The 16,963-nt window shown below is 67.3% G+C and carries 16 protein-coding genes and 1 pseudogene; 8 read left to right on the forward strand and 9 right to left on the reverse strand.

The annotated features are described in order from the left end of the window. Nucleotides 1-81: 81 nt before the first annotated feature. On the forward strand, nt 82-1,128 hold the full coding sequence (locus tag AC1DY7_RS29920) for an NAD(P)H-dependent amine dehydrogenase family protein (protein WP_477497383.1): 1,047 nt from the start codon (nt 82-84) through the stop codon (nt 1,126-1,128). On the opposite strand, the gene AC1DY7_RS29925 is transcribed toward AC1DY7_RS29920, so the two are convergent. Next, nucleotides 1,125-2,168, reverse strand: a complete 1,044-nt coding sequence (locus AC1DY7_RS29925; RefSeq protein ID WP_477497384.1) for a zinc-binding dehydrogenase — start codon at nt 2,166-2,168, stop codon at nt 1,125-1,127. The two genes, AC1DY7_RS29920 and AC1DY7_RS29925, sit on opposite strands and share 4 nt — an antisense overlap. Before the next feature lie 7 nt (nt 2,169-2,175). Continuing rightward, entirely contained in the window at nt 2,176-2,853 is a 678-nt protein-coding gene (locus AC1DY7_RS29930) for an HAD family acid phosphatase (RefSeq protein ID WP_477497385.1), read from the reverse strand. Nucleotides 2,854-2,895: 42 nt separating this feature from the next. Between AC1DY7_RS29930 and AC1DY7_RS29935 the strand changes: the two genes are divergently transcribed. The 3 genes from AC1DY7_RS29935 to AC1DY7_RS29945 are packed head-to-tail and all read left to right on the forward strand — an operon-like array spanning nt 2,896 to nt 5,854. Then, a complete protein-coding gene (locus AC1DY7_RS29935) occupies nt 2,896-3,762 on the forward strand; it encodes a patatin-like phospholipase family protein (RefSeq protein WP_477497386.1) in 867 nt (288 codons plus the stop codon). Between the two features lie 28 nt (nt 3,763-3,790). Then, entirely contained in the window at nt 3,791-4,093 is a 303-nt protein-coding gene (locus AC1DY7_RS29940; RefSeq protein WP_477497387.1) for an ESX-1 secretion-associated protein, read from the forward strand. 9 nt (nt 4,094-4,102) lie between these two features. Then, nucleotides 4,103-5,854 (forward strand): toxin glutamine deamidase domain-containing protein, encoded by a 1,752-nt coding sequence (locus AC1DY7_RS29945; RefSeq protein ID WP_477497388.1) that lies wholly within the window; start codon nt 4,103-4,105, stop codon nt 5,852-5,854. A gap of 346 nt (nt 5,855-6,200) precedes the next feature. Here AC1DY7_RS29945 and AC1DY7_RS29950 read toward each other — a convergent pair whose 3' ends face one another. Both AC1DY7_RS29950 and AC1DY7_RS29955 read right to left on the reverse strand, forming a co-directional pair. Then, nucleotides 6,201-7,154: a patatin-like phospholipase family protein gene (locus AC1DY7_RS29950; RefSeq protein ID WP_477497389.1), complete on the reverse strand. Its 954-nt coding sequence runs from the start codon at nt 7,152-7,154 to the stop codon at nt 6,201-6,203. A 6-nt stretch (nt 7,155-7,160) separates the two neighbouring features. Continuing rightward, nucleotides 7,161-7,940, reverse strand: coding sequence for an SDR family NAD(P)-dependent oxidoreductase (locus AC1DY7_RS29955; RefSeq protein ID WP_477497452.1), 780 nt, complete (start codon nt 7,938-7,940; stop codon nt 7,161-7,163). Between the two features lie 67 nt (nt 7,941-8,007). Between AC1DY7_RS29955 and AC1DY7_RS29960 the strand changes: the two genes are divergently transcribed. After that, a complete protein-coding gene (locus tag AC1DY7_RS29960) occupies nt 8,008-9,678 on the forward strand; it encodes a SulP family inorganic anion transporter (protein ID WP_477497390.1) in 1,671 nt (556 codons plus the stop codon). Between the two features lie 8 nt (nt 9,679-9,686). On the opposite strand, the gene AC1DY7_RS29965 is transcribed toward AC1DY7_RS29960, so the two are convergent. After that, a complete protein-coding gene (locus AC1DY7_RS29965) occupies nt 9,687-10,121 on the reverse strand; it encodes a lipoprotein LpqV (protein WP_477497391.1) in 435 nt (144 codons plus the stop codon). 110 nt (nt 10,122-10,231) lie between these two features. Between AC1DY7_RS29965 and AC1DY7_RS29970 the strand changes: the two genes are divergently transcribed. Together AC1DY7_RS29970 and AC1DY7_RS29975 are read left to right on the forward strand one after the other, a co-directional pair. Further along, nucleotides 10,232-10,795, forward strand: a complete 564-nt coding sequence (locus AC1DY7_RS29970) for a cysteine dioxygenase (protein ID WP_477497392.1) — start codon at nt 10,232-10,234, stop codon at nt 10,793-10,795. Nucleotides 10,796-10,797: 2 nt separating this feature from the next. Next, entirely contained in the window at nt 10,798-11,166 is a 369-nt protein-coding gene (locus AC1DY7_RS29975; RefSeq protein WP_477497393.1) for a rhodanese-like domain-containing protein, read from the forward strand. Here AC1DY7_RS29975 and AC1DY7_RS29980 read toward each other — a convergent pair. Genes AC1DY7_RS29980 through AC1DY7_RS29990 form a run of 3 tightly spaced genes read right to left on the reverse strand, consistent with a single transcriptional unit; the run spans nt 11,155 to nt 14,675 of the window. After that, the gene (locus tag AC1DY7_RS29980; protein WP_477497394.1) at nt 11,155-12,840 is read right to left on the reverse strand and encodes an alpha/beta hydrolase; all 1,686 of its coding nucleotides are present in this window, start codon (nt 12,838-12,840) and stop codon (nt 11,155-11,157) included. The two genes, AC1DY7_RS29975 and AC1DY7_RS29980, sit on opposite strands and share 12 nt — an antisense overlap. 9 nt (nt 12,841-12,849) lie before the next feature. Then, nucleotides 12,850-13,632, reverse strand: a complete 783-nt coding sequence (locus tag AC1DY7_RS29985; protein WP_477497395.1) for an enoyl-CoA hydratase — start codon at nt 13,630-13,632, stop codon at nt 12,850-12,852. Nucleotides 13,633-13,640: 8 nt separating this feature from the next. Next, on the reverse strand, nt 13,641-14,675 hold the full coding sequence (locus tag AC1DY7_RS29990; protein WP_477497396.1) for an enoyl-CoA hydratase/isomerase family protein: 1,035 nt from the start codon (nt 14,673-14,675) through the stop codon (nt 13,641-13,643). 172 nt (nt 14,676-14,847) lie between these two features. Here AC1DY7_RS29990 and AC1DY7_RS29995 point away from each other — a divergent pair, with 172 nt between their 5' ends. Next, entirely contained in the window at nt 14,848-15,699 is an 852-nt protein-coding gene (locus AC1DY7_RS29995) for a Bax inhibitor-1/YccA family protein (protein WP_477497453.1), read from the forward strand. A gap of 39 nt (nt 15,700-15,738) precedes the next feature. On the opposite strand, the pseudogene purT reads toward AC1DY7_RS29995, so the two are convergent. Beyond that, nucleotides 15,739-16,905, reverse strand: a pseudogene (gene purT, locus AC1DY7_RS30000) (formate-dependent phosphoribosylglycinamide formyltransferase); the annotation flags it as partial. Nucleotides 16,906-16,963: the final 58 nt, after the last annotated feature.

A 16,963-nucleotide genomic window follows, 5' to 3' on the forward strand; every position in this document is an offset into this window, starting at 1 on the left:
ATTGTGCCGGGTAGCGGCGCCGAAGGTGGTAGAACGTGTTCTAGTTTCGATTTTCCGGTGCGGGTTCATGAAGGAGCGACAATGGCGTTGCGAGTGGTGCAGTGGGCGACCGGCGGAGTGGGCATCGCGGCCATCAAGGGCGTACTCGAACACCCCGAACTCGAACTCGCGGGCGCGTGGGTGCATTCGGACGCCAAGAACGGCCGCGATATCGGGGACATCCTCGGCACCGGACCGCTCGGGGTACGCGCCACCAACCGCATCGAGGACATCCTGGCGCTGGATGCCGATGCCGTCATCTATGCGCCGCTGCTACCCAACCCCGACGAGGTGGCTGCGCTGCTGCGGTCGGGCAAGAACGTCGTGACCCCGGTCGGGTGGCTGTACCCCAGCGAGAAGCAGGCCGCGCCGCTTGCCGCCGCGGCCGTCGAGGGCGGGGTGACGCTGCACGGCACCGGCATCGCGCCAGGCGGCTTCAGTGAGAAGTTCCCGCTGCTGCTGTCGGTGCTGTCCACCGGCGTGACGTTCGTTCGCGCCGAAGAGTTTTCCGACCTCCGCACCTATGACGCGCCCGATGTGCTGCGCCACGTGATGGGTTTCGGTGACACCCCGGACAAGGCGATGAGCGGGCCGATGCAGAAGATGCTCGACGGCGGGTTCATCCAGGCGGTCCGGATGTGCACCGACAAGCTCGGCTTCCGGGTCGACCCACGGGTCGTCACGTCCCAGGAGGTGGCCGTGGCCACCGCCCCGATCGCCTCGCCGATCGGCGACATCCAGCCCGGCCAGGTCGCCGCCCGGCGTTTCCACTGGGAGGCGCAGGTGGCCGGCGAACCGGTGGTGCGCATCACCGTGAACTGGCTGATGGGTGAGGAGAACCTCGATCCCGCATGGACTTTCGGTCCTGAGGGGCAGCGCTACGAGATGTCGGTGCGCGGCAACCCCGACTTCACCGTCGTCGTGCGGGGATTCCAGGGTGAGCCGGGTGACGAGGTGGAGTCCGGCGTGGTCGGCACCGCCGCGCATTGTGTGAACTCGGTACCCGCGGTGTGCGCCGCGGCCCCCGGCGTCGCCACCTATCTGGATCTGCCGCTCATCGCGGGGCGGGCCGCACCGCACCTCAGCTAGGGCTTCACCAGAATCCGGATCGGATCGCCGTCGGCGCGATGAAGTTTGTCGATGCCTTCGGCGACGTCCTCCAGTGACACGATCTCACTGATCGAGCGGTGCAGATCCAGCCGGCCCAGCGATACCAGATTCGCCAGTGTCCCGATGTCGGCGTTCTGGTAGCCGAGGTGGCCGAGTACCTGCCGCTTGGTGAGATTGAACATCGCCGTCGGCCCGATGCTCGGTGCGTCGGCACTCATCCCGACTCCCACCAGTCGGCCGCCGACGGTGAGGTTGGCCAGCGCCTGGTCGAAGGTCGACGACAGCCCGACCGCGTCGAAGGCGATGTCGAGGCCGCGGCCCCCGGTGAGTTCGGCGATCTTGTCGTGCAGGTGCTCGTCGCGGGCGTCGAACGCGTGGTCGGCGCCCAACTCGACGGCACGTTGCAGGACGGCAGGTTTGATGTCCACGGCGATGATCGGCGCCGCGCCGACCAGCCGGGCCAGCTGCACGATGTGGGTGCCGACGCCGCCGACGCCCCACACGCCGACGGACTCGCCGATGCCGACCTTGCCGGTGCGCACCACCGCGCCGAACGGCGTGGACACCGCGTCGGCCAGGATGGCGGCCTGCTCCAGCGGCACGTTGTCTGGCACGCGGGTCAGGCCGAACGCCTGCGCGACGGTGTACTGCGCCCACGCCCCGTCGTAGGCGAAGGCCATCAGCCGGATGCGCAGGCAGTTGCTCACATCGCCGCGCCGGCAGTTCACGCAACCCAGACACGGGCGGCCGGCGGCGACCACCACCCGGTCACCCTCGGCCCAGCCGGTGACCCCGGGCCCCAGCTTGGCGACGGTGCCCGAGGCCTCATGCCCCTGGGTCACCACCGGGACCTGAGCCGGGAAGGTGCCGTTGATCAAGCTCAGGTCCGAATGGCAGATGCCGCAGAACGCGACCTTGACCAGGACCTCGCCGGGGCCCGGCTCCCGTATCGGAACGTCCTCCACCGCAATGGTTTTGGTGTCGGCGTAGAAGCGCTGTGCCCGCATCGTCGCTGTCACGGCGCTCCTAGGGAATCCGATAGAAGGGGTTGGGCAGGAGATAGGTCCGCTGCGCGTGGCCGCCGGCCAGGTCCGATGGCTGATCGCCCAGATTGGCGATGATGGTGTAGCCCTCGGATTCGATCCGGGCCCGCTGGGGCGCCTTGTAGTCCGCGGCCGACGGTGGGTGCGAGCCCGGCGGCTGCATCACCAGCTCGGCGTAATCGGTATACCCGGCGTCGGCCAGGTTCCGCACGGTGGCATCGCGCATCGACTCGTCCCGGCCGGTGATGAAGAAGACGGTGACACCGTCCTTGCGGGCTTCCCGGTACACCGCCAGTGTCGGTTCGATGACGGTCGAGCGGGCCAGTTGGGTCCAGGCGACCAGCCCACACGGGCCATGCGGGAGATCGTCACAGGATCCAGCGCCGATCCGACCGAAATCGTTGGCGGACAGCCCTTCCCAGTTCGACAGGGACGTCTCGTCGATGTCGAACACCGCAGCGGGCCGTGGCACCCGCGGGGCCTGTTCGGAGAGCCATGCCAGCGCGGGACGGGTGGCCGTCGTGAGATCCGCGAGGTATGCGCCGCTGTCGTGATAGGTGACAACCTGGTCTTTGACGTCGCTGAGGTTGGGTGGCTCGGCTGCGGCGGTCGGTGCGAGCAGGACGAGCAGCGTGGCGGCGAGGACCCCGATGCGGAACATGGGTGCACGATAGTGCGCCGCGGGCTGGCAGACTCGGACCTCGTGAAACGTGGCTTGATCCTGGCCGGTGGCGGATTGGCGGGCATCGCCTGGGAAACCGGGGTGCTGACCGGTATCGCCGATGAATCCCCGGACACCGCCGCGGCGGTGCTGGCCGCCGACGTGCTGCTGGGAACGTCGGCGGGGTCCGCCGTCGCAGCCCAACTCGGCACCGGCACCCCGCTGACCGAGCTGTACGCCCGTCAGGTGGCCGCGGAGTCGCATGAGATCGATTCCGGCATCGACATCGACGGCATCGCCGAGATCTTCCTGACCGCGCTGAGCGAACCGGGTGACGCGGCGGCAAAGCTGCGACGCGTCGGCGCGATCGCCGTCGCCTCCGACACCGTGCCCGAGGCGCTACGCCGAGAGGTGATCGCGCACCGATTGCCTGTTCAGGACTGGCCCGACCGTGATCTGCGGATCACCGCCATCCCTGTCGACACCGGCGAACTGGTGGTGTTCACCGCGGACTCGGGGGTGTCGCTGGTCGACGCCGTCGCCGCCAGCTGCGCGGTCCCCGGGGTGTGGCCGCCGGTCACCATCGGGAACCGCCGCTACATGGACGGCGGTGTGCGCAGTGCGGTCAACACCTCCGCCGCCGAGGACTGCGACGCCGTGGTGGTGCTGGTGCCCGCCGGGGAGAATGTCCCCTCGCCGTTCAGCAGCGGGGCGGCCGCAGAAATTGCCGCGTTCCCGGGAAACAAGCTCGCCGTGTTCGCCGACGACGACGCGGTCGCAGCGTTCGGGCCCAACCCGCTCGATCCGCGGTGCCGGCAACCGTCGGCCATCGCGGGCCGGGCGCAGGGCCGCCGGGTGGCGGCGGCGGTTGCGGAATTCCTGGCGGTGCCGTCGGGCGCTCCGGGCTAACCTTGTTCGTTGGGGGGGTGTGAAGTCAGTGGGTGAGCCGTTGCGGGTTGATCCTGAAGAGTTGGTTGTGGCCGCTGGTCGGTTGGAGGGTCACGGGGTTTCTTTTGTGGCTGATCACGAGGCGGCGCGGGCGAAGGCTGCGGGGGTGAGTTTAGGGGCGGCTTCCGGTGCGGCTTTGGCGGGGATGTTGTCGGCCTGGGAGGACGAGCGGGCCCGGTTCGGTGCTGTCTTTGTCGGTCATGCGGATGCGCATCGGGAGGCTGCGGGACGGTACGTGCAGAGCGATACCGAGGGTTCCGAGGCGATCGATGATGCCGCGTCCGCTATGTAGGCGGCGTTCGTGGGTTTGAGTCTGCAGGAGTTGTTGGACTGGCCGACGGAAATCGAGAACCTTGCCTCGGCGTCTCACGCGGCTGCCGCGACGCATAACTGTTCGGCTGAGTTTTATCGGTCGTTGGCCAATGCATCGACATGGGAGGGCGCCGCGGGCGCGACAGCTCAGCAGGCGATGGTGGCCAGTGCCGGTGATCATGAAGATGCCGCTGACCGCGTGGGTAGAGCTGCTACGTCGATGGATCATGCGGAGAGGGAAGCTGACGCGTTGGCCGCCGATGTCCGGGCCATTCTGAACGATGCGGCGGCAGCACCGGCTGTCGTGGTGAACACAGCCACCAATCAAGTAGTTGCTCCGGATACGTCGTATCTGACAGAGGAGGCCGCAGCGCAAGTGGCGGCAAAGGTTGCCGACTTACAGGCGCGTATCGCGGCAGTGCTGGGTCGCGGATCGGCTATCGATACTGAACTGGCGCAGGCTATTTCGTCGGCAACCGGAGTGCCCGCGGCGAAGGCCCCGCAGCCTGATGCGGGCCGGCCGCCGTCGGGGCATCAGGCTGCGCCGCAGCCGAATTCGCTGGACGATGCGTTGGGGCAGTTGGCAGGTGGTTCGGGTCCATTGCCTGCGCCGCAACCTCGGCCACCGATGGATCCCGCCGAAGCTGAACGGGCGAAAGCTGTCCTGCGGCAAGTGATGGTCAATGGCGGTGTTCCGCCTGATCAGATCGAAGCACGCGTCAATGAACTGATGGCCAAGGCCAATGAGCCTCTGCCGCCTTCGTATCGGTCACCGGAGGTAAAAGGTCCGGAGCCGGGGTTCGGCGATGGTTGCGCTGACACCTGGTTCGGTACTGAGCAGCAGATCAGGAATCTCTTGGGCCAGGGCGGGCCTGGTGAGCCGGGGGTGGCGGAGTCCTGGGGAGATCTCGTGAAGGGGACGGCGGAGCAGTTCAGTGGCCCGTTCGGGCCGTTGAATCCCGCGGTCAATGAAGTCAAGAGTGCGTGGAATTCTCCGAACGCCGCGTATTACCTCGGGCAGAAGTCCGCCGAAGGCGCGATGACCGCGCCCACACTGATGTTCGGCGGCGAAGGTGCGCTCGCCCGGGCCGGGCTCGACGAAGTAGCCGCGGGTCCCGGGATCACCTCGCATGGAATTCCGAGCGGACTTGTCGATTCTCCAGGGCACATCCCCGACTCGGCGGCAACCCATTCGCTGGCTACGGACCGCGGGTTCCCCGGAACACTGGGTCACGGCGACCAACCGGTCGTGAGTGCCCCCGACGGACTCGATCACCACGTACCCATCGGTCCAATGCCACCCCAATCGATCAACGAGATCGGTCAGTGGTTGCCGGAGATCAATCATGGACCGGGCATGGACCCTTTCGATCCCGCGCGGGCCGTGAATTGCGGCCAGTGCGCGCTTGCGGTTGACCACCGAATTTCGGGCATCGATTCTGGGGCGTCGGCCGGGCTCGGGACTCTCTCCGTCCCCGAAATGGAAGCCGCGACCGGATTGCGGCAAGTTGCGGCCACACCCACGGAGATCGAGCGCTATCTGATCGATCAGGGTGCAGGCGCGCACGCTGTCATCGGAGTGGATCGGGCTAACGGCTTCGCTGGCCATTGGTTCAATGCCTACTACGATGGGAAGAACGTGTATGCCGTAGACGGCCAGACTGGGCAAATTCTTGGGTGGCCGCCGAATATGGACCTGCCGAGTGCCCCTGTTACGCATTGGGATATAGGAGTGCCGTAATGAGATCTGATCAAATCGCAGTTGCCGCTCAATGTTTGAATATGGATAGAAATGTCGCGGCCGATCGAACTTATGATGTTCGAGACGGAATCATCCGAGTGGCCAGCGATATTCGCGGAGTCGGAACAGTACTCGTGGGTCCGGATTTGTCAGTGCTGTTTTTTGCCTCGTACTTGAGCCTGGAAGAGGCGCTTGAGGCTTGGGATGCAGGCCGGAGAACTCCTAGAGCCTCCTTCGAGGCTCTCCACCGAAAGCCCGACACGCCGACGCTTTGAATCCGCAGAGACTGGCACTTCGGGTGGAAGTCGGAGTATTTGCTGCACGAATGACATTTAGGCGCAGGAGGTCAGTCCAGCGCGGCCAGCGCCGCCGCGGCCAACTCCTGGCCGATCTCGATGACCTCGTCGGCGCGATGGAATTCCAGGCTGCGGCAGGCGGTGCGCGGCACCTCGATCAGCAGGTCCGGCGGGTAGGCGGCCAGCGTGTGCCGGGCCAGGGCGGCCTGCGCAATGTCGATGGTGCGGTTCATGATCTCGAAGCTGCCCAGCCGCGGTATCGACGTCGCGCCGGGAACCTCGTCGGGTGCCGGTTCCGGGTCGACGGCGCTGCTGAACCGGCTCAGCATGGACCTGGCGGCCGGAGTCTCCAGCACCCGCTGGGCCGCGGTGGTATCGAGCAATGCGGTTGTGCTGCGCCACATCCGGCCCAGGAACTCGGCGGTCGGCCGGGGCTCCGGTTCGCTCAACCGGGGAGCCGGATCAGCTCCGGACAAGGTGATCGCGATGGTCAGATCGGCGTTGACGGCCGCGATGGGCGCCATCGGCAGCGGATCCAGGATGCCGCCGTCGGCCAGCAGTCGGCCGTCGACGACGTGCGGGGTGAAGATGCCCGGGATCGCGATGGAGGCCCGGATCGCATCGTCGAGCGGGCCGCGCTGCATCCACACGGATCTGCCGGCGATCAGGTCGGTCGAGACCGCCGTGTACGGAATCGGCAGGTTCTCGATCGTGACATCGCCGATGATCTCGCGCACCGCGTCGAGGATCTTCTCCGCACGCAGCACGCCGGGTGAGCTGAGCGAGGGGTCCAGCAGCCGCAACACCGCGCGTTGTGTCAATCCGCTTGCCCAGGAGGCGAATTCGTCCATCTTGCCGGCGGCGTACAGGCCACCGACGAGGGCGCCCATCGACGACCCGGCGATACCGACCACCTCATGGCCGCGGTCGCGCAGCTCGTTGATGACACCGATGTGCGCGTAGCCCCGCGCACCGCCGCTCCCGAGAGCAAGGGCAACCCGCATCGCCGGTCAGGACTCCTTCATGATGAGCTGCGACACCGGGGCCAGCACGCGGCTCGGCAACAGCCGGGTGGATACCGCCAGCACCGTGTTGACGAGGCCGGAGACGACGGTGGGCCCGGACTTGTCGACGAACGCCAGCGCCGTATCCACCACCTGTCGGGAGGTCTGGCGGCCGCGGGTCATGAACTGTTTGCCGGTACGGGCGAAGAACTCGGTCTCGGTGGCGCCCGGGCACAGCGTGAGCACGCGGACCCCGGTGCCCTTGGTCTCCTGCCACAGTGCCTCGGTGAACGACAGCACGAACGCCTTGGTGGCGCCGTACACGGCCATGGTCGGGGTCGGCTGGAACGCCGCGGTCGAGGCGACGTTGATCACCAAACCCTTGCGTGCCTTGACCATCGCCGGCAGGAAGCGGGCCGTCAGGTCGACCAGCGAACCGCAGTTCAGCTGGATCTGTGCGGCCAGCGCCTCGGGATCCAGGTCGACGAAGTCGCCGTGCGAGCCGACACCGGCGTTGTTGATCAGGACGTCCACCTGCCTGCCCAGGTCACCGATCTGGGCGGCCAGCTGCGCGCCGGAGCCCGGCAGCGACAGGTCTGCGGCGAGGACGTCGATCTCGATACCCGGCGTGCTCATGAGCAGGGTGGTGCGCAGCTCCGCCAGCTTGTCGGCGCGGCGCGCGACGAGAATCAGGTTGGCGCCGAGGCCGGCCAGTTGACGGGCGAATTCCTCGCCGATTCCGCCGCTGGCGCCGGTGATCAATGCGGTGCGATTGCGAAAGTCCACACCGCCATCCTGCCGTATCTCGACAGTTCGCGGCAGCGGCGCGGACAAGGTGGCAGGGTTGTCGATCATGGCACTCAAATTGGGCCGCCCGACCTCCCGCGACGCGTTGGCCGGCCTGGTGACCGGCCTGTTCTCCATCCCGGAGGGAATGGCCTACGCCAGCATCGGCGGATTCAACCCGGTCGCCGGCCTGTACGCGGGCGTGCTTCCCGGCATCATCGGGTCGCTGTTCGCCCGCACCGTGCTGATGGTGACCACCTTGACCAGTGCCATCGCGCTGTCCTCGCGCAGCGTCCTCAAGGATGCCGGGCTGGACCCGAGCGACCCGGCCAACGTCGCCGCGCTCGCGATCGTCGTGGGCATCGTGATGCTCGTCTTCGGGCTGCTGAAGTTCGGCTCGATCATGAGCTTCGTCTCCAACGCCGTCATGACGGGTTTCTCCACCGGCATCGCCCTGCAGATCGTCGCCGGCGTGCTCGGTGACGCGACCGGCTATAAACCTCAGAGCGGCAACACCATTGGCAAGTTCATCGACTCCCTGGCCCATATCGGGCTGTGGCATCCGCACGCCGTCGCGGTGGCGGTGGCGACCGTCGCGGTATGGGCGGTGTTTCATTTCATCAAACCGCTGGAGTCCTTCGCGACGCTGCTGGCCCTGGTCGTGGTCACCGCCGTCGTCGCCATCGCGCACATCGACGTCGAAACCGTGGGTGACATTGCGTCCATCACGAATTCGCTTCCGCCGCTGACCCTGCCGAACTTCGCGGCCATGCCGGAGCTGCTGGTCGGTGGCGTGGCGGTGGCCCTGGTCGCGCTGGCCCAGGCTGCGGGCATCTCGGCCGCGGTGCCCAACCCGGACGGCAGCCGAACCAACATGAACGGCGATTTCCTTGCCCAGGGCGCGGCGAACGTCGCGGGCGGGTTCTTCGGTGCGCTGCCCGCGGGCGGTTCGCTGTCCCGCACCGGGGTCGCCACCTCGGCCGGCGCCCAGACCCGCTGGGCCGGCATCTTCGCCGGGATCTGGCTGGCGCTGCTGGTACTGGTCGCCGGCTCGACGGCCGAGATCATCCCGATGCCGGTGATCGGCGGGCTGATCCTGGTGATCGGCGCCGAACTGATCGTCGGCCGGCTGCCCGACATCAAACTGGTGTTTCGGGTGGCGCCGATGTCGGCGGTGGCCATGCTCATCACCTTCGCCGCGACCACCGAACTGCCGCTGCACACCGCGATCCTGATCGGTGTCATCACCTCACTGGTGCTGTACTGCGCGCAGGCGGCCAAGGCAGCCCAGTTGATGGCGCTGGAGCCGACCGGTGACGGCGGCTGGCGGTCCTGCCCGGTGCCGGAGCGCTGCGCGAGTGACGAGGTCACCGTCCTGCACTACGCGGGGGTGGGATTGTTCGCGGAGGTCGCCCGCATCGACGAGGAGTGGCCACGCGCCGACGGGTCGAACAACGCCGTGGTGGTCCTGAGCATGCGGGCCCTGCCCGACGTGCCGTCCTCGGTGGCGATCAAGGCGCTGCGGCGCTGGGCCGCCGAACTGGAGTCACATCACGGCCGGCTGATCATCGCCGGCGTCACCCCGGCGGTGCAGCGGGTCCTGGAACGCGGGGGGATCACCGACGAGATCGGTCAGGACGGCATCGTGCCCGCCACCGACCGGGTGTTCGGGGCCCTCGACATGGCTGTCGCGCGGGGCCGGGAATGGATCGCAGATCGGCACTTGGGCTCGCCCTGATTCGAACCTCAGCTGCACTCGCCGTTGGCCGCGGCGTTCGCCGCCATGATGACGCCGGCCTGCTGCGCCGGGGTCAGCTGAGCCCACGGGGTGTTGAAGCTGCCCGGGCCGTTGGCCTCGGGCGCCTGCAAGGTCTTGAGGTAGTCCTCGACGAGCGTCACCGGTTGGGCGTGCTGCTCGTCGAGCCACAGCTTGGCGGCGTGGCAGGCCTGCCCGTACTGGGATTCCGTCGCGTCGGACGGGACGTCGACGGCGGTGGTGACGCCGCCGGGTGAGACGGCGACAGCCCCCGCGTGCAGGGGCGCTTCCTGAGGCAGCGGCGGCGGCTCCGAGATCGAACTGGCGGTGGTCGCACTCGACGCGGCCGGGGCGTCGGTGTGCGAGGAACACCCGGCCAGGACGGCGATCGCGGCCACGGACAGCAGGATCGGGTAGCTGCGCATGCCATCCAATCTATGCAACACTCGCCGGCGTGACGGAGGGGACCGGAGTGAAGGGCTGTTGTCGCGTTCGATGACGCCCCCGCCAACCGTCCCCTTTTCTGGAGTTACGAATGACTGCCGCCTCCGCACTCATCGCACCGCCCGCCGTCTCCGCGCCCACCCGGCTGCGCCTACCGGATCTGCTGAACGCGACCGACCGCTGCGCCGATGACGTGCTCTCCGGCCGCTATGACCGGCTGCTGCCCGCCGGCGGTGCGCCGACCGACGAGCGCTGGTACAGCCGCCTCTACGGCGACGACGAACTCGACATCTGGTTGATCAGCTGGGTGCCGGACCGGTCCACCGAACTGCACGACCACGGCGGCTCACTCGGCGCACTGACCGTCGTGTCGGGTGCGCTGACCGAGACCCGATGGGACGGCCAGGCACTGAAGCGCCGCCGGCTGCGTGCCGGGGACCAGGCCGGATTTCCGTTGGGTTGGGTGCACGATGTGGTGTGGGCGCCCAGTCCGGTGTGCAGGAGCGTAGCGACCGGGGGATCGGCTGGGGCGCCGGTCACGCTGAGCGTGCACGCGTACTCACCACCGCTGACCGCGATGTCCTACTACGAGGTCACCGACAAACAGACGCTGCGGCGCAACCGCACCGAACTGACCGACGCACCCGAGGGATGACCATGAGCCGGATCGACGACGTATTGGCCGCCGCCCGGTCGCGGCTGCGGCGACTGGAGGCCGGCGAGGTGCCCGCGGCTCTGGAGCGTGGCGCCCTGCTGGTGGACATCCGCCCCGCCGCCCAACGCGCGGCCGAGGGCGAGGTGGACGGCGCGCTGCTGATCGAGCGCAATGTCCTGGAATGGCGCGCCGACCCGACCAGCGACGCTCGACTGCCGCAGGCGAAAGACGACGACGTCGAGTGGGTGGTGCTGTGTTCGGAGGGCTACACCTCCAGCCTGGCCGCCGCCGCCCTACAGGATCTCGGGCTGCACCGGGCCACCGACGTGGTCGGCGGTTATCACGCGCTCAAGGCGGCCTCACTCGTCTGATCGGAGCAGCGGCCTGAGCTGTTCGGTCTTGGCCGGTGTCCAGCCCGGCGGCTGCAGCACGGCCGCCCACGCGTTGGCGACGTCGCGCACATAGACGTGACCGTGGCCGTCCGGCACGTCGACCGCGACCGCCATGTCGGCCGAGACCTGGAGGAAGGTCACCACCGGAATCCATTCCATCCGGGGCGAGACGTCATAGCCGCGTGGCTCTTTGAGCCAATCGGGTTTGGCGAACAGCAGATCCGGGTTCCACCACGCGATCGGATCGGATGCGTGCTGCAGGTACACCGCGCGCGGACGCTCCCACGGGTCGGCGGGCCGGTTCAGGTTGTCCGGGCGGGCGGCGAAACGCGCGTAGGCGCCCTTGTCGTAGATGGGCAACCATTCCGGTGACCCCTCGTCGCGGTTGATGGTGAGGTCGGTCCAGATGGTGTTGTTGAACGTGGGACCGGAGAACAGCGCACCGTCGGTGCGGGCCACCAGATTGTTCAGCGACAGGAACGGGGCCTCACCGCCGAAGGAGCCCAGGCTCTCGCCGAACACCACCAGTTTGGGCCGCTTGCCCTCGGGGAGTTCGCGCACCAACTCGTCGACCTCTTCGAACAGCGCCTGGCCGGCCTGACGGGCGTTCTCCTTGTCCACCAGGAACGAGATCCAGCTGGGTAGGAACGAATACTGCATCGACACGATTGCGGTGTCGCCGTTGTACATGTACTCCAGCGCCGACGCCTCGGCCTCGTTGATCCAGCCCGTTCCGGTGGTGGTGGCCACCGCGATGACCTTGCGGTCCAGACCGCCGGTGCGCTTGAGTTCCTGGGCGGCCAGCCGGGCGATCGCCTTGATGCCGTCGGCCGAATTCAGCCCGGCGTAGGCCCGGATCGGCTCGGTGGCCTTGGCGCCGTTGAACTTCGAGAGATCCTCGACCGACGGGCCGCCGGACAGGAAGATTCGGCCCTGATGACCCATCGACTCCCAGCTGACCAGCGACTGTGGGCCACCCGAGCGCAGAGGCGTTGTGGGAGCCGGATTGTCGGGATCGGCTTCGTCGTTGACGGATTCGAACGTGTTGTTGATGGTTGACATCGCGACGCGCGCAACCACACCGTTGAGCAGCGCGATGGTCAAGGCCAGCAACAGCGCGACGGCGACCACCGCGGACACCCGGGGCGGCGCGAACCGCTCCAGTTGGCGCACCAGGAAGCGCACCAGTTTGCCTACCAGCTGGCCGATTTCGACGAACGCGAACAGGAAGACGACGGACAGCAATGCGGTCAGCGGGTGATCCCAGAACGTCAGACGCGGGACGCCCATCAGGTCGCGGACGTCGTCCTGCCACATGTGGAACCAGACGATCGCGCCGATCTGGCCGAGCACGCCCACCACGACGAGCACGAACCAGGCTCGCTTCGGGGCGGCGGGGCTCGTCTCTTTCGAGCGCATGAACCGGACCAGCCACACCCCGAAAACACCGAGCAGATAGCCGATCGCGCCTGCGGCGCCGCTGACCAGTCCCTGGAACAGCGGGCCCCGCGGCAGCAAGGACGGCGTCATCGACAACCAGATGAACAGCAATCCGAACGCGGTGCCGAAGAACGTGTAATGCCGCGCCCACCACGCACTCTTGGCGGACGGCGGGTCGGCTACCGGGGCGGCTGCAGTGGTCTCGACAGTCACCCCTGGACTTTAGCGATGGGTGAAGTTCGGTGTGCGCTTCTCCGTGAACGCGCTCATGCCCTCGGTCTGGTCGTCGGTGGCGAAGGCCGAGTGGAACAACCGGCGCTCGTAGAGCAATCCTTCGGTCAGCGTGGACTCAAAGGCCCGGTTGACCGCTTCCTTGGCCATCCGCGCCGCGGACAGCGACATGCCCGCGATGGTGGCGGCGGTGGCGTTGGCCTCGTCGAGCAGGCTGTCGGCGGCGACCACGCGGGAGACCAGTCCGCTGCGCTCGGCTTCGGCGGCATCGATGGTGCGGCCGGTGAGGATGAGGTCCATGGCCTTGGCCTTGCCGATGGCCCGGGTCAGTCGCTGGCTGCCGCCCATGCCGGGCAGCACGCCCAGCTTGATTTCCGGCTGGCCGAATTTGGCGGTGTCGGCGGCGATCAGCAGGTCACACATCATGGCCAGCTCACAGCCGCCGCCCAGCGCGTAGCCGGCGACCGCGGCGATGGTAGGGGTGCGGGTGGCGGCGAACTTGCCCCACAGCGCGAAGAAATCCGACGAGTAGACGTCGGCGAAGGACAGGTCGGCCATCTCCTTGATGTCGGCGCCCGCGGCGAAAGCCTTTTCGCTACCGGTCAGGATGATGGCGCCGATGCCGGCATCGGCATCGAATTCGGCTGCGGCCGTGGTGACTTCGTGCATCACCTGGCTGTTGAGCGCGTTGAGCGCCTTGGGCCGGTTCAGGGTGATGGTGCCGACCCGGCCGTCGCGGGTCACCAGGATGGTCTCGTAGTTCTCCGTTGTCATGCTGCTCCTTAGAAGGTCAGGTCGGGCTCGGCAGAAGCGAAATACGCATCGATGGCCGCATCGTCGCACAGGGCGAGCGAGGCGGGCGACCACTGGGGGTTGCGGTCCTTGTCCACCAACTGGGCGCGGATACCTTCGACGAAATCATGTGACTTCGCCGAGGCCGCCGACACCCGGAATTCTTGCTGCAGAACCTCTTCCAGGCTCTTCAGGTGGGCGGCGCGCCGGACGGCGGTGAGTGTCACGGCCAGCGCGATGGGGGAGCGGGTGGCGATCAGGTCGGCTGCGCCCCTGGCGGCGGGGTCGTCATGGCCGCGCAGGTCGTCGAGGATGTCGGTGACGGTATCGCCCGCGTAGCAGGTGTCGATCCAATCGCGTTGTGCGAGAAGGTCGCTGGACGGCGGCTCCTGGACGTAGGTGGCCAGCGCGGCCTCATGTCCCTCGGTGATGACGGCCTCGGCGAAGTCCGTGAGTCGCTCGTGCGGGACGAAGTGGTCGGCGAAACCCAGCGCGATGGCGTCCGCGCCGGTGAACGGTGCGCCGGTCAGTGCGGCGTGCAGGCCGAGCAGGCCCGGGGTTCGGGCGAGCAGGTAGGTGCCGCCCACGTCCGGGATGAAGCCGATGCCGACCTCGGGCATGCCCATCTTCGTCTTCTCGGTGACGACCCGGATGTTGCCGTGTGCGGCGACACCGACGCCGCCACCCATCACGATGCCGTCCATCAGGGCGACATACGGTTTGGGGTAGCGACCGATGTGAGCGTTGAGCAGGTACTCGTCCCACCAGAACTGCCTGGCGTAGGCGCCGTCGGCCAAGGCGGAGTGATACAGCGCGACCACATCGCCACCGGCGCACAGGCCGCGTTCGCCGGCACCGGTGAGCAGGACGGCCTTGATGTCGTCGTCGCGTTCCCAGTCGGTCAGGGCGGCCTGCATGCCGGCGACCATCACGTCGTTGAGCGAGTTGATCGCCTTGGGCCGGTTCAGGGTGAGGATGCCGACACCATTGCGGACACTTACTAGGATGTCCTTGCTTTCGGTCACAGTTGCAATCTAGTTCGTCGCCCCACGGGGTCGGGCGACGGGTAGGGTTTGGACAAGATCAATCCTGGACGTTTCCTGAGAGTGTTATCAGTGTTTCGGGAACCCGGCCGGGGACTTGATCGTTGACCGTGAGTCCGGGAACTCCGGACCACAGCACAGGAGAGGACCTACGGTGCGCGAGAGCAGCAACCCGGTATTCCGCTCACTGCCGAAAGGGCAGCAGGGTGGATACGCGCAATTCGGTACCGGAGCCGCAAGCTTCGGTGCGCAGCAGGTGCGTGATGCAGAGCCGTACATCACGCAGTACCCGGATCAGCAGCGCGGTGTCTCGCGGCCGCTGACCATTGATGACGTCGTCACCAAGACCGGCATCACCTTGGCCGTCGTGACCGTCGTAGGCGTCCTGTCGTACTTCTTCGTGTCGCAGAACGTCGGCCTGATGATGCCGTTCGTGGCGATCGGCGGCATCGGCGGTTTCGTGTTGGTCATGATCGCGACGTTCGGTCGCAAGCAGGACAACCCGGCGATCGTGCTGAGCTACGCCGCCCTGGAAGGTCTGTTCCTCGGCGCGGCGTCCTTCCTGTTCGCCAACCTGGTATCCACCGGCGGCCCCGGAATGATCGCGCAGGCCATCTTCGGCACGGTCGGCGTCTTCGTCGGGATGCTCGTGGTCTACAAGACCGGCGCCATCCGGGTGACGCCCAAGTTCACCCGGATGATGGTCGCGGCCCTGTTCGGTGTGTTCGCCATCGCGCTGCTGAACCTGGTTCTCGGTCTCTTCGGCGTCGGCGGCGGTGAGGGCTTCGGTATCCGCAGCGGTGGCCCACTGGCGATCATCTTCTCGCTGGTGTGCATCGGCCTGGCGGCGTTCATGTTCCTGATCGACTTCGACCAGGCGGACCAGCTGATCCGCGCCGGTGCTCCGGAGAAGGCCGCATGGGGCATCGCCCTGGGCCTGACGGTCACCCTGGTGTGGCTGTACCTGGAGATCCTGCGCCTGTTGAGTTACTTCAACAACGACTAGTTCAACTGCGAACGAGGGSGCCCCCCCCTGGTGGGGCGTCACGCGGCTCGCCGCCTCGACGGCGTTGCGCCGGGCGACCTCGACGTCGTCGTCGAAGGCCAGCGCCACACCCATGCGCCGGGTGAGAAAGCTCTCCGGCTTGCCGAACAGCCGAATATCGGTGCGCGGCACCTGCAATGCCTCGTCCACCCCGTCGAAGACGACACCCTCGGCATCCACCCCGCCGTAGATCACCGCACTGGCCCCCGGCGATTTCAGCGTGGTGTCGACGGGCAGGCCCAGGATGGCCCGCGCGTGCAGCTCGAACTCGTTCTGCCACTGGGACACCATCGTCACCATGCCGGTGTCGTGCGGGCGCGGGCTGACCTCGCTGAACCACACCTGATCACCTTTGACGAACAGTTCGACGCCGAAAATGCCCTGCCCACCCAGATTCTCGGTCACGGCGCGTGCGATCTGCTGGGCCGCGGCCAGTGCGGCGTCCGACATCGGGTGCGGTTGCCAGCTCTCCACGTAGTCGCCGCTGACCTGCTTGTGCCCGATCGGCTCGCAGAACTGCGTGCCCGCCGGCGCCCGCACCGTCAGAAGCGTGATCTCGTAGTCGAAATCGACGAAACCCTCGACGATGATCCGGGTGTTACTCACCCGGCTGCCGGACATGGCGTAGTCCCAGGCTGCCGCGACACCGTCGGGATCGTCGATCTTGCTCTGGCCCTTGCCCGAACTGCTCATCACCGGCTTCACCACACACGGATAGCCGATCTCACCGACCGCGGCCCGTAACTCTTCCAACGAATCGCAGAACCGGTACGGACTGGTCGGCAGGCCCAAGGTTTCGGCGGCCAGTCGGCGGATGCCTTCGCGATCCATCGTCAGCCGCGCGGCCCGCGCGGTCGGGATCACCCGGACGGTGCCCTCGGCCTCCAGGGCTTCGAGCACCGGGGTGGCGATCGCCTCGATCTCGGGGACGACGAGATCGGGCTTCTCGGCTTCGATCAGCGCGCGCAACTGTTCGGGATCGGTCATCGAGATGGTGCGGGCGTGATGCGCGATCTGCTGGCCCGGCGCGTTGTCATAGCGGTCGACGGCGATGGTCTCGACGCCGAGACGCGCCAACGCGATCAGCACTTCGCGGCCCAGCTCACCAGAGCCCAGCAGCATCACGCGGGTGGCATTCGGCGAGAGCGGTGTTCCGAGAGTGGTCATGTTTTTCTCCCTGTCAGCGCCGAAGGCGCGGGCAATCAATTGCCCGCGCCCTCAACGT

It is taken from the genome of Mycobacterium sp. P2_H7 (genome assembly GCF_056403275.1).

Excerpts from the sequence above, each read along its gene's own strand:
- AC1DY7_RS29970 (WP_477497392.1), top strand. The coding sequence starts at position 10,232 with ATGACTGCCGCCTCCGCACTCATCGCACCGCCCGCCGTCTCCGCGCCC.
- AC1DY7_RS29930 (WP_477497385.1), bottom strand. The coding sequence starts at position 2,853 with ATGTTCCGCATCGGGGTCCTCGCCGCCACGCTGCTCGTCCTGCTCGCA.
- AC1DY7_RS29960 (WP_477497390.1), top strand. The coding sequence starts at position 8,008 with ATGGCACTCAAATTGGGCCGCCCGACCTCCCGCGACGCGTTGGCCGGC.
- AC1DY7_RS29950 (WP_477497389.1), bottom strand. The coding sequence starts at position 7,154 with ATGCGGGTTGCCCTTGCTCTCGGGAGCGGCGGTGCGCGGGGCTACGCG.
- AC1DY7_RS29965 (WP_477497391.1), bottom strand. The coding sequence starts at position 10,121 with ATGCGCAGCTACCCGATCCTGCTGTCCGTGGCCGCGATCGCCGTCCTG.
- AC1DY7_RS29920 (WP_477497383.1), top strand. The coding sequence starts at position 82 with ATGGCGTTGCGAGTGGTGCAGTGGGCGACCGGCGGAGTGGGCATCGCG.
- AC1DY7_RS29985 (WP_477497395.1), bottom strand. The coding sequence starts at position 13,632 with ATGACAACGGAGAACTACGAGACCATCCTGGTGACCCGCGACGGCCGG.
- AC1DY7_RS29975 (WP_477497393.1), top strand. The coding sequence starts at position 10,798 with ATGAGCCGGATCGACGACGTATTGGCCGCCGCCCGGTCGCGGCTGCGG.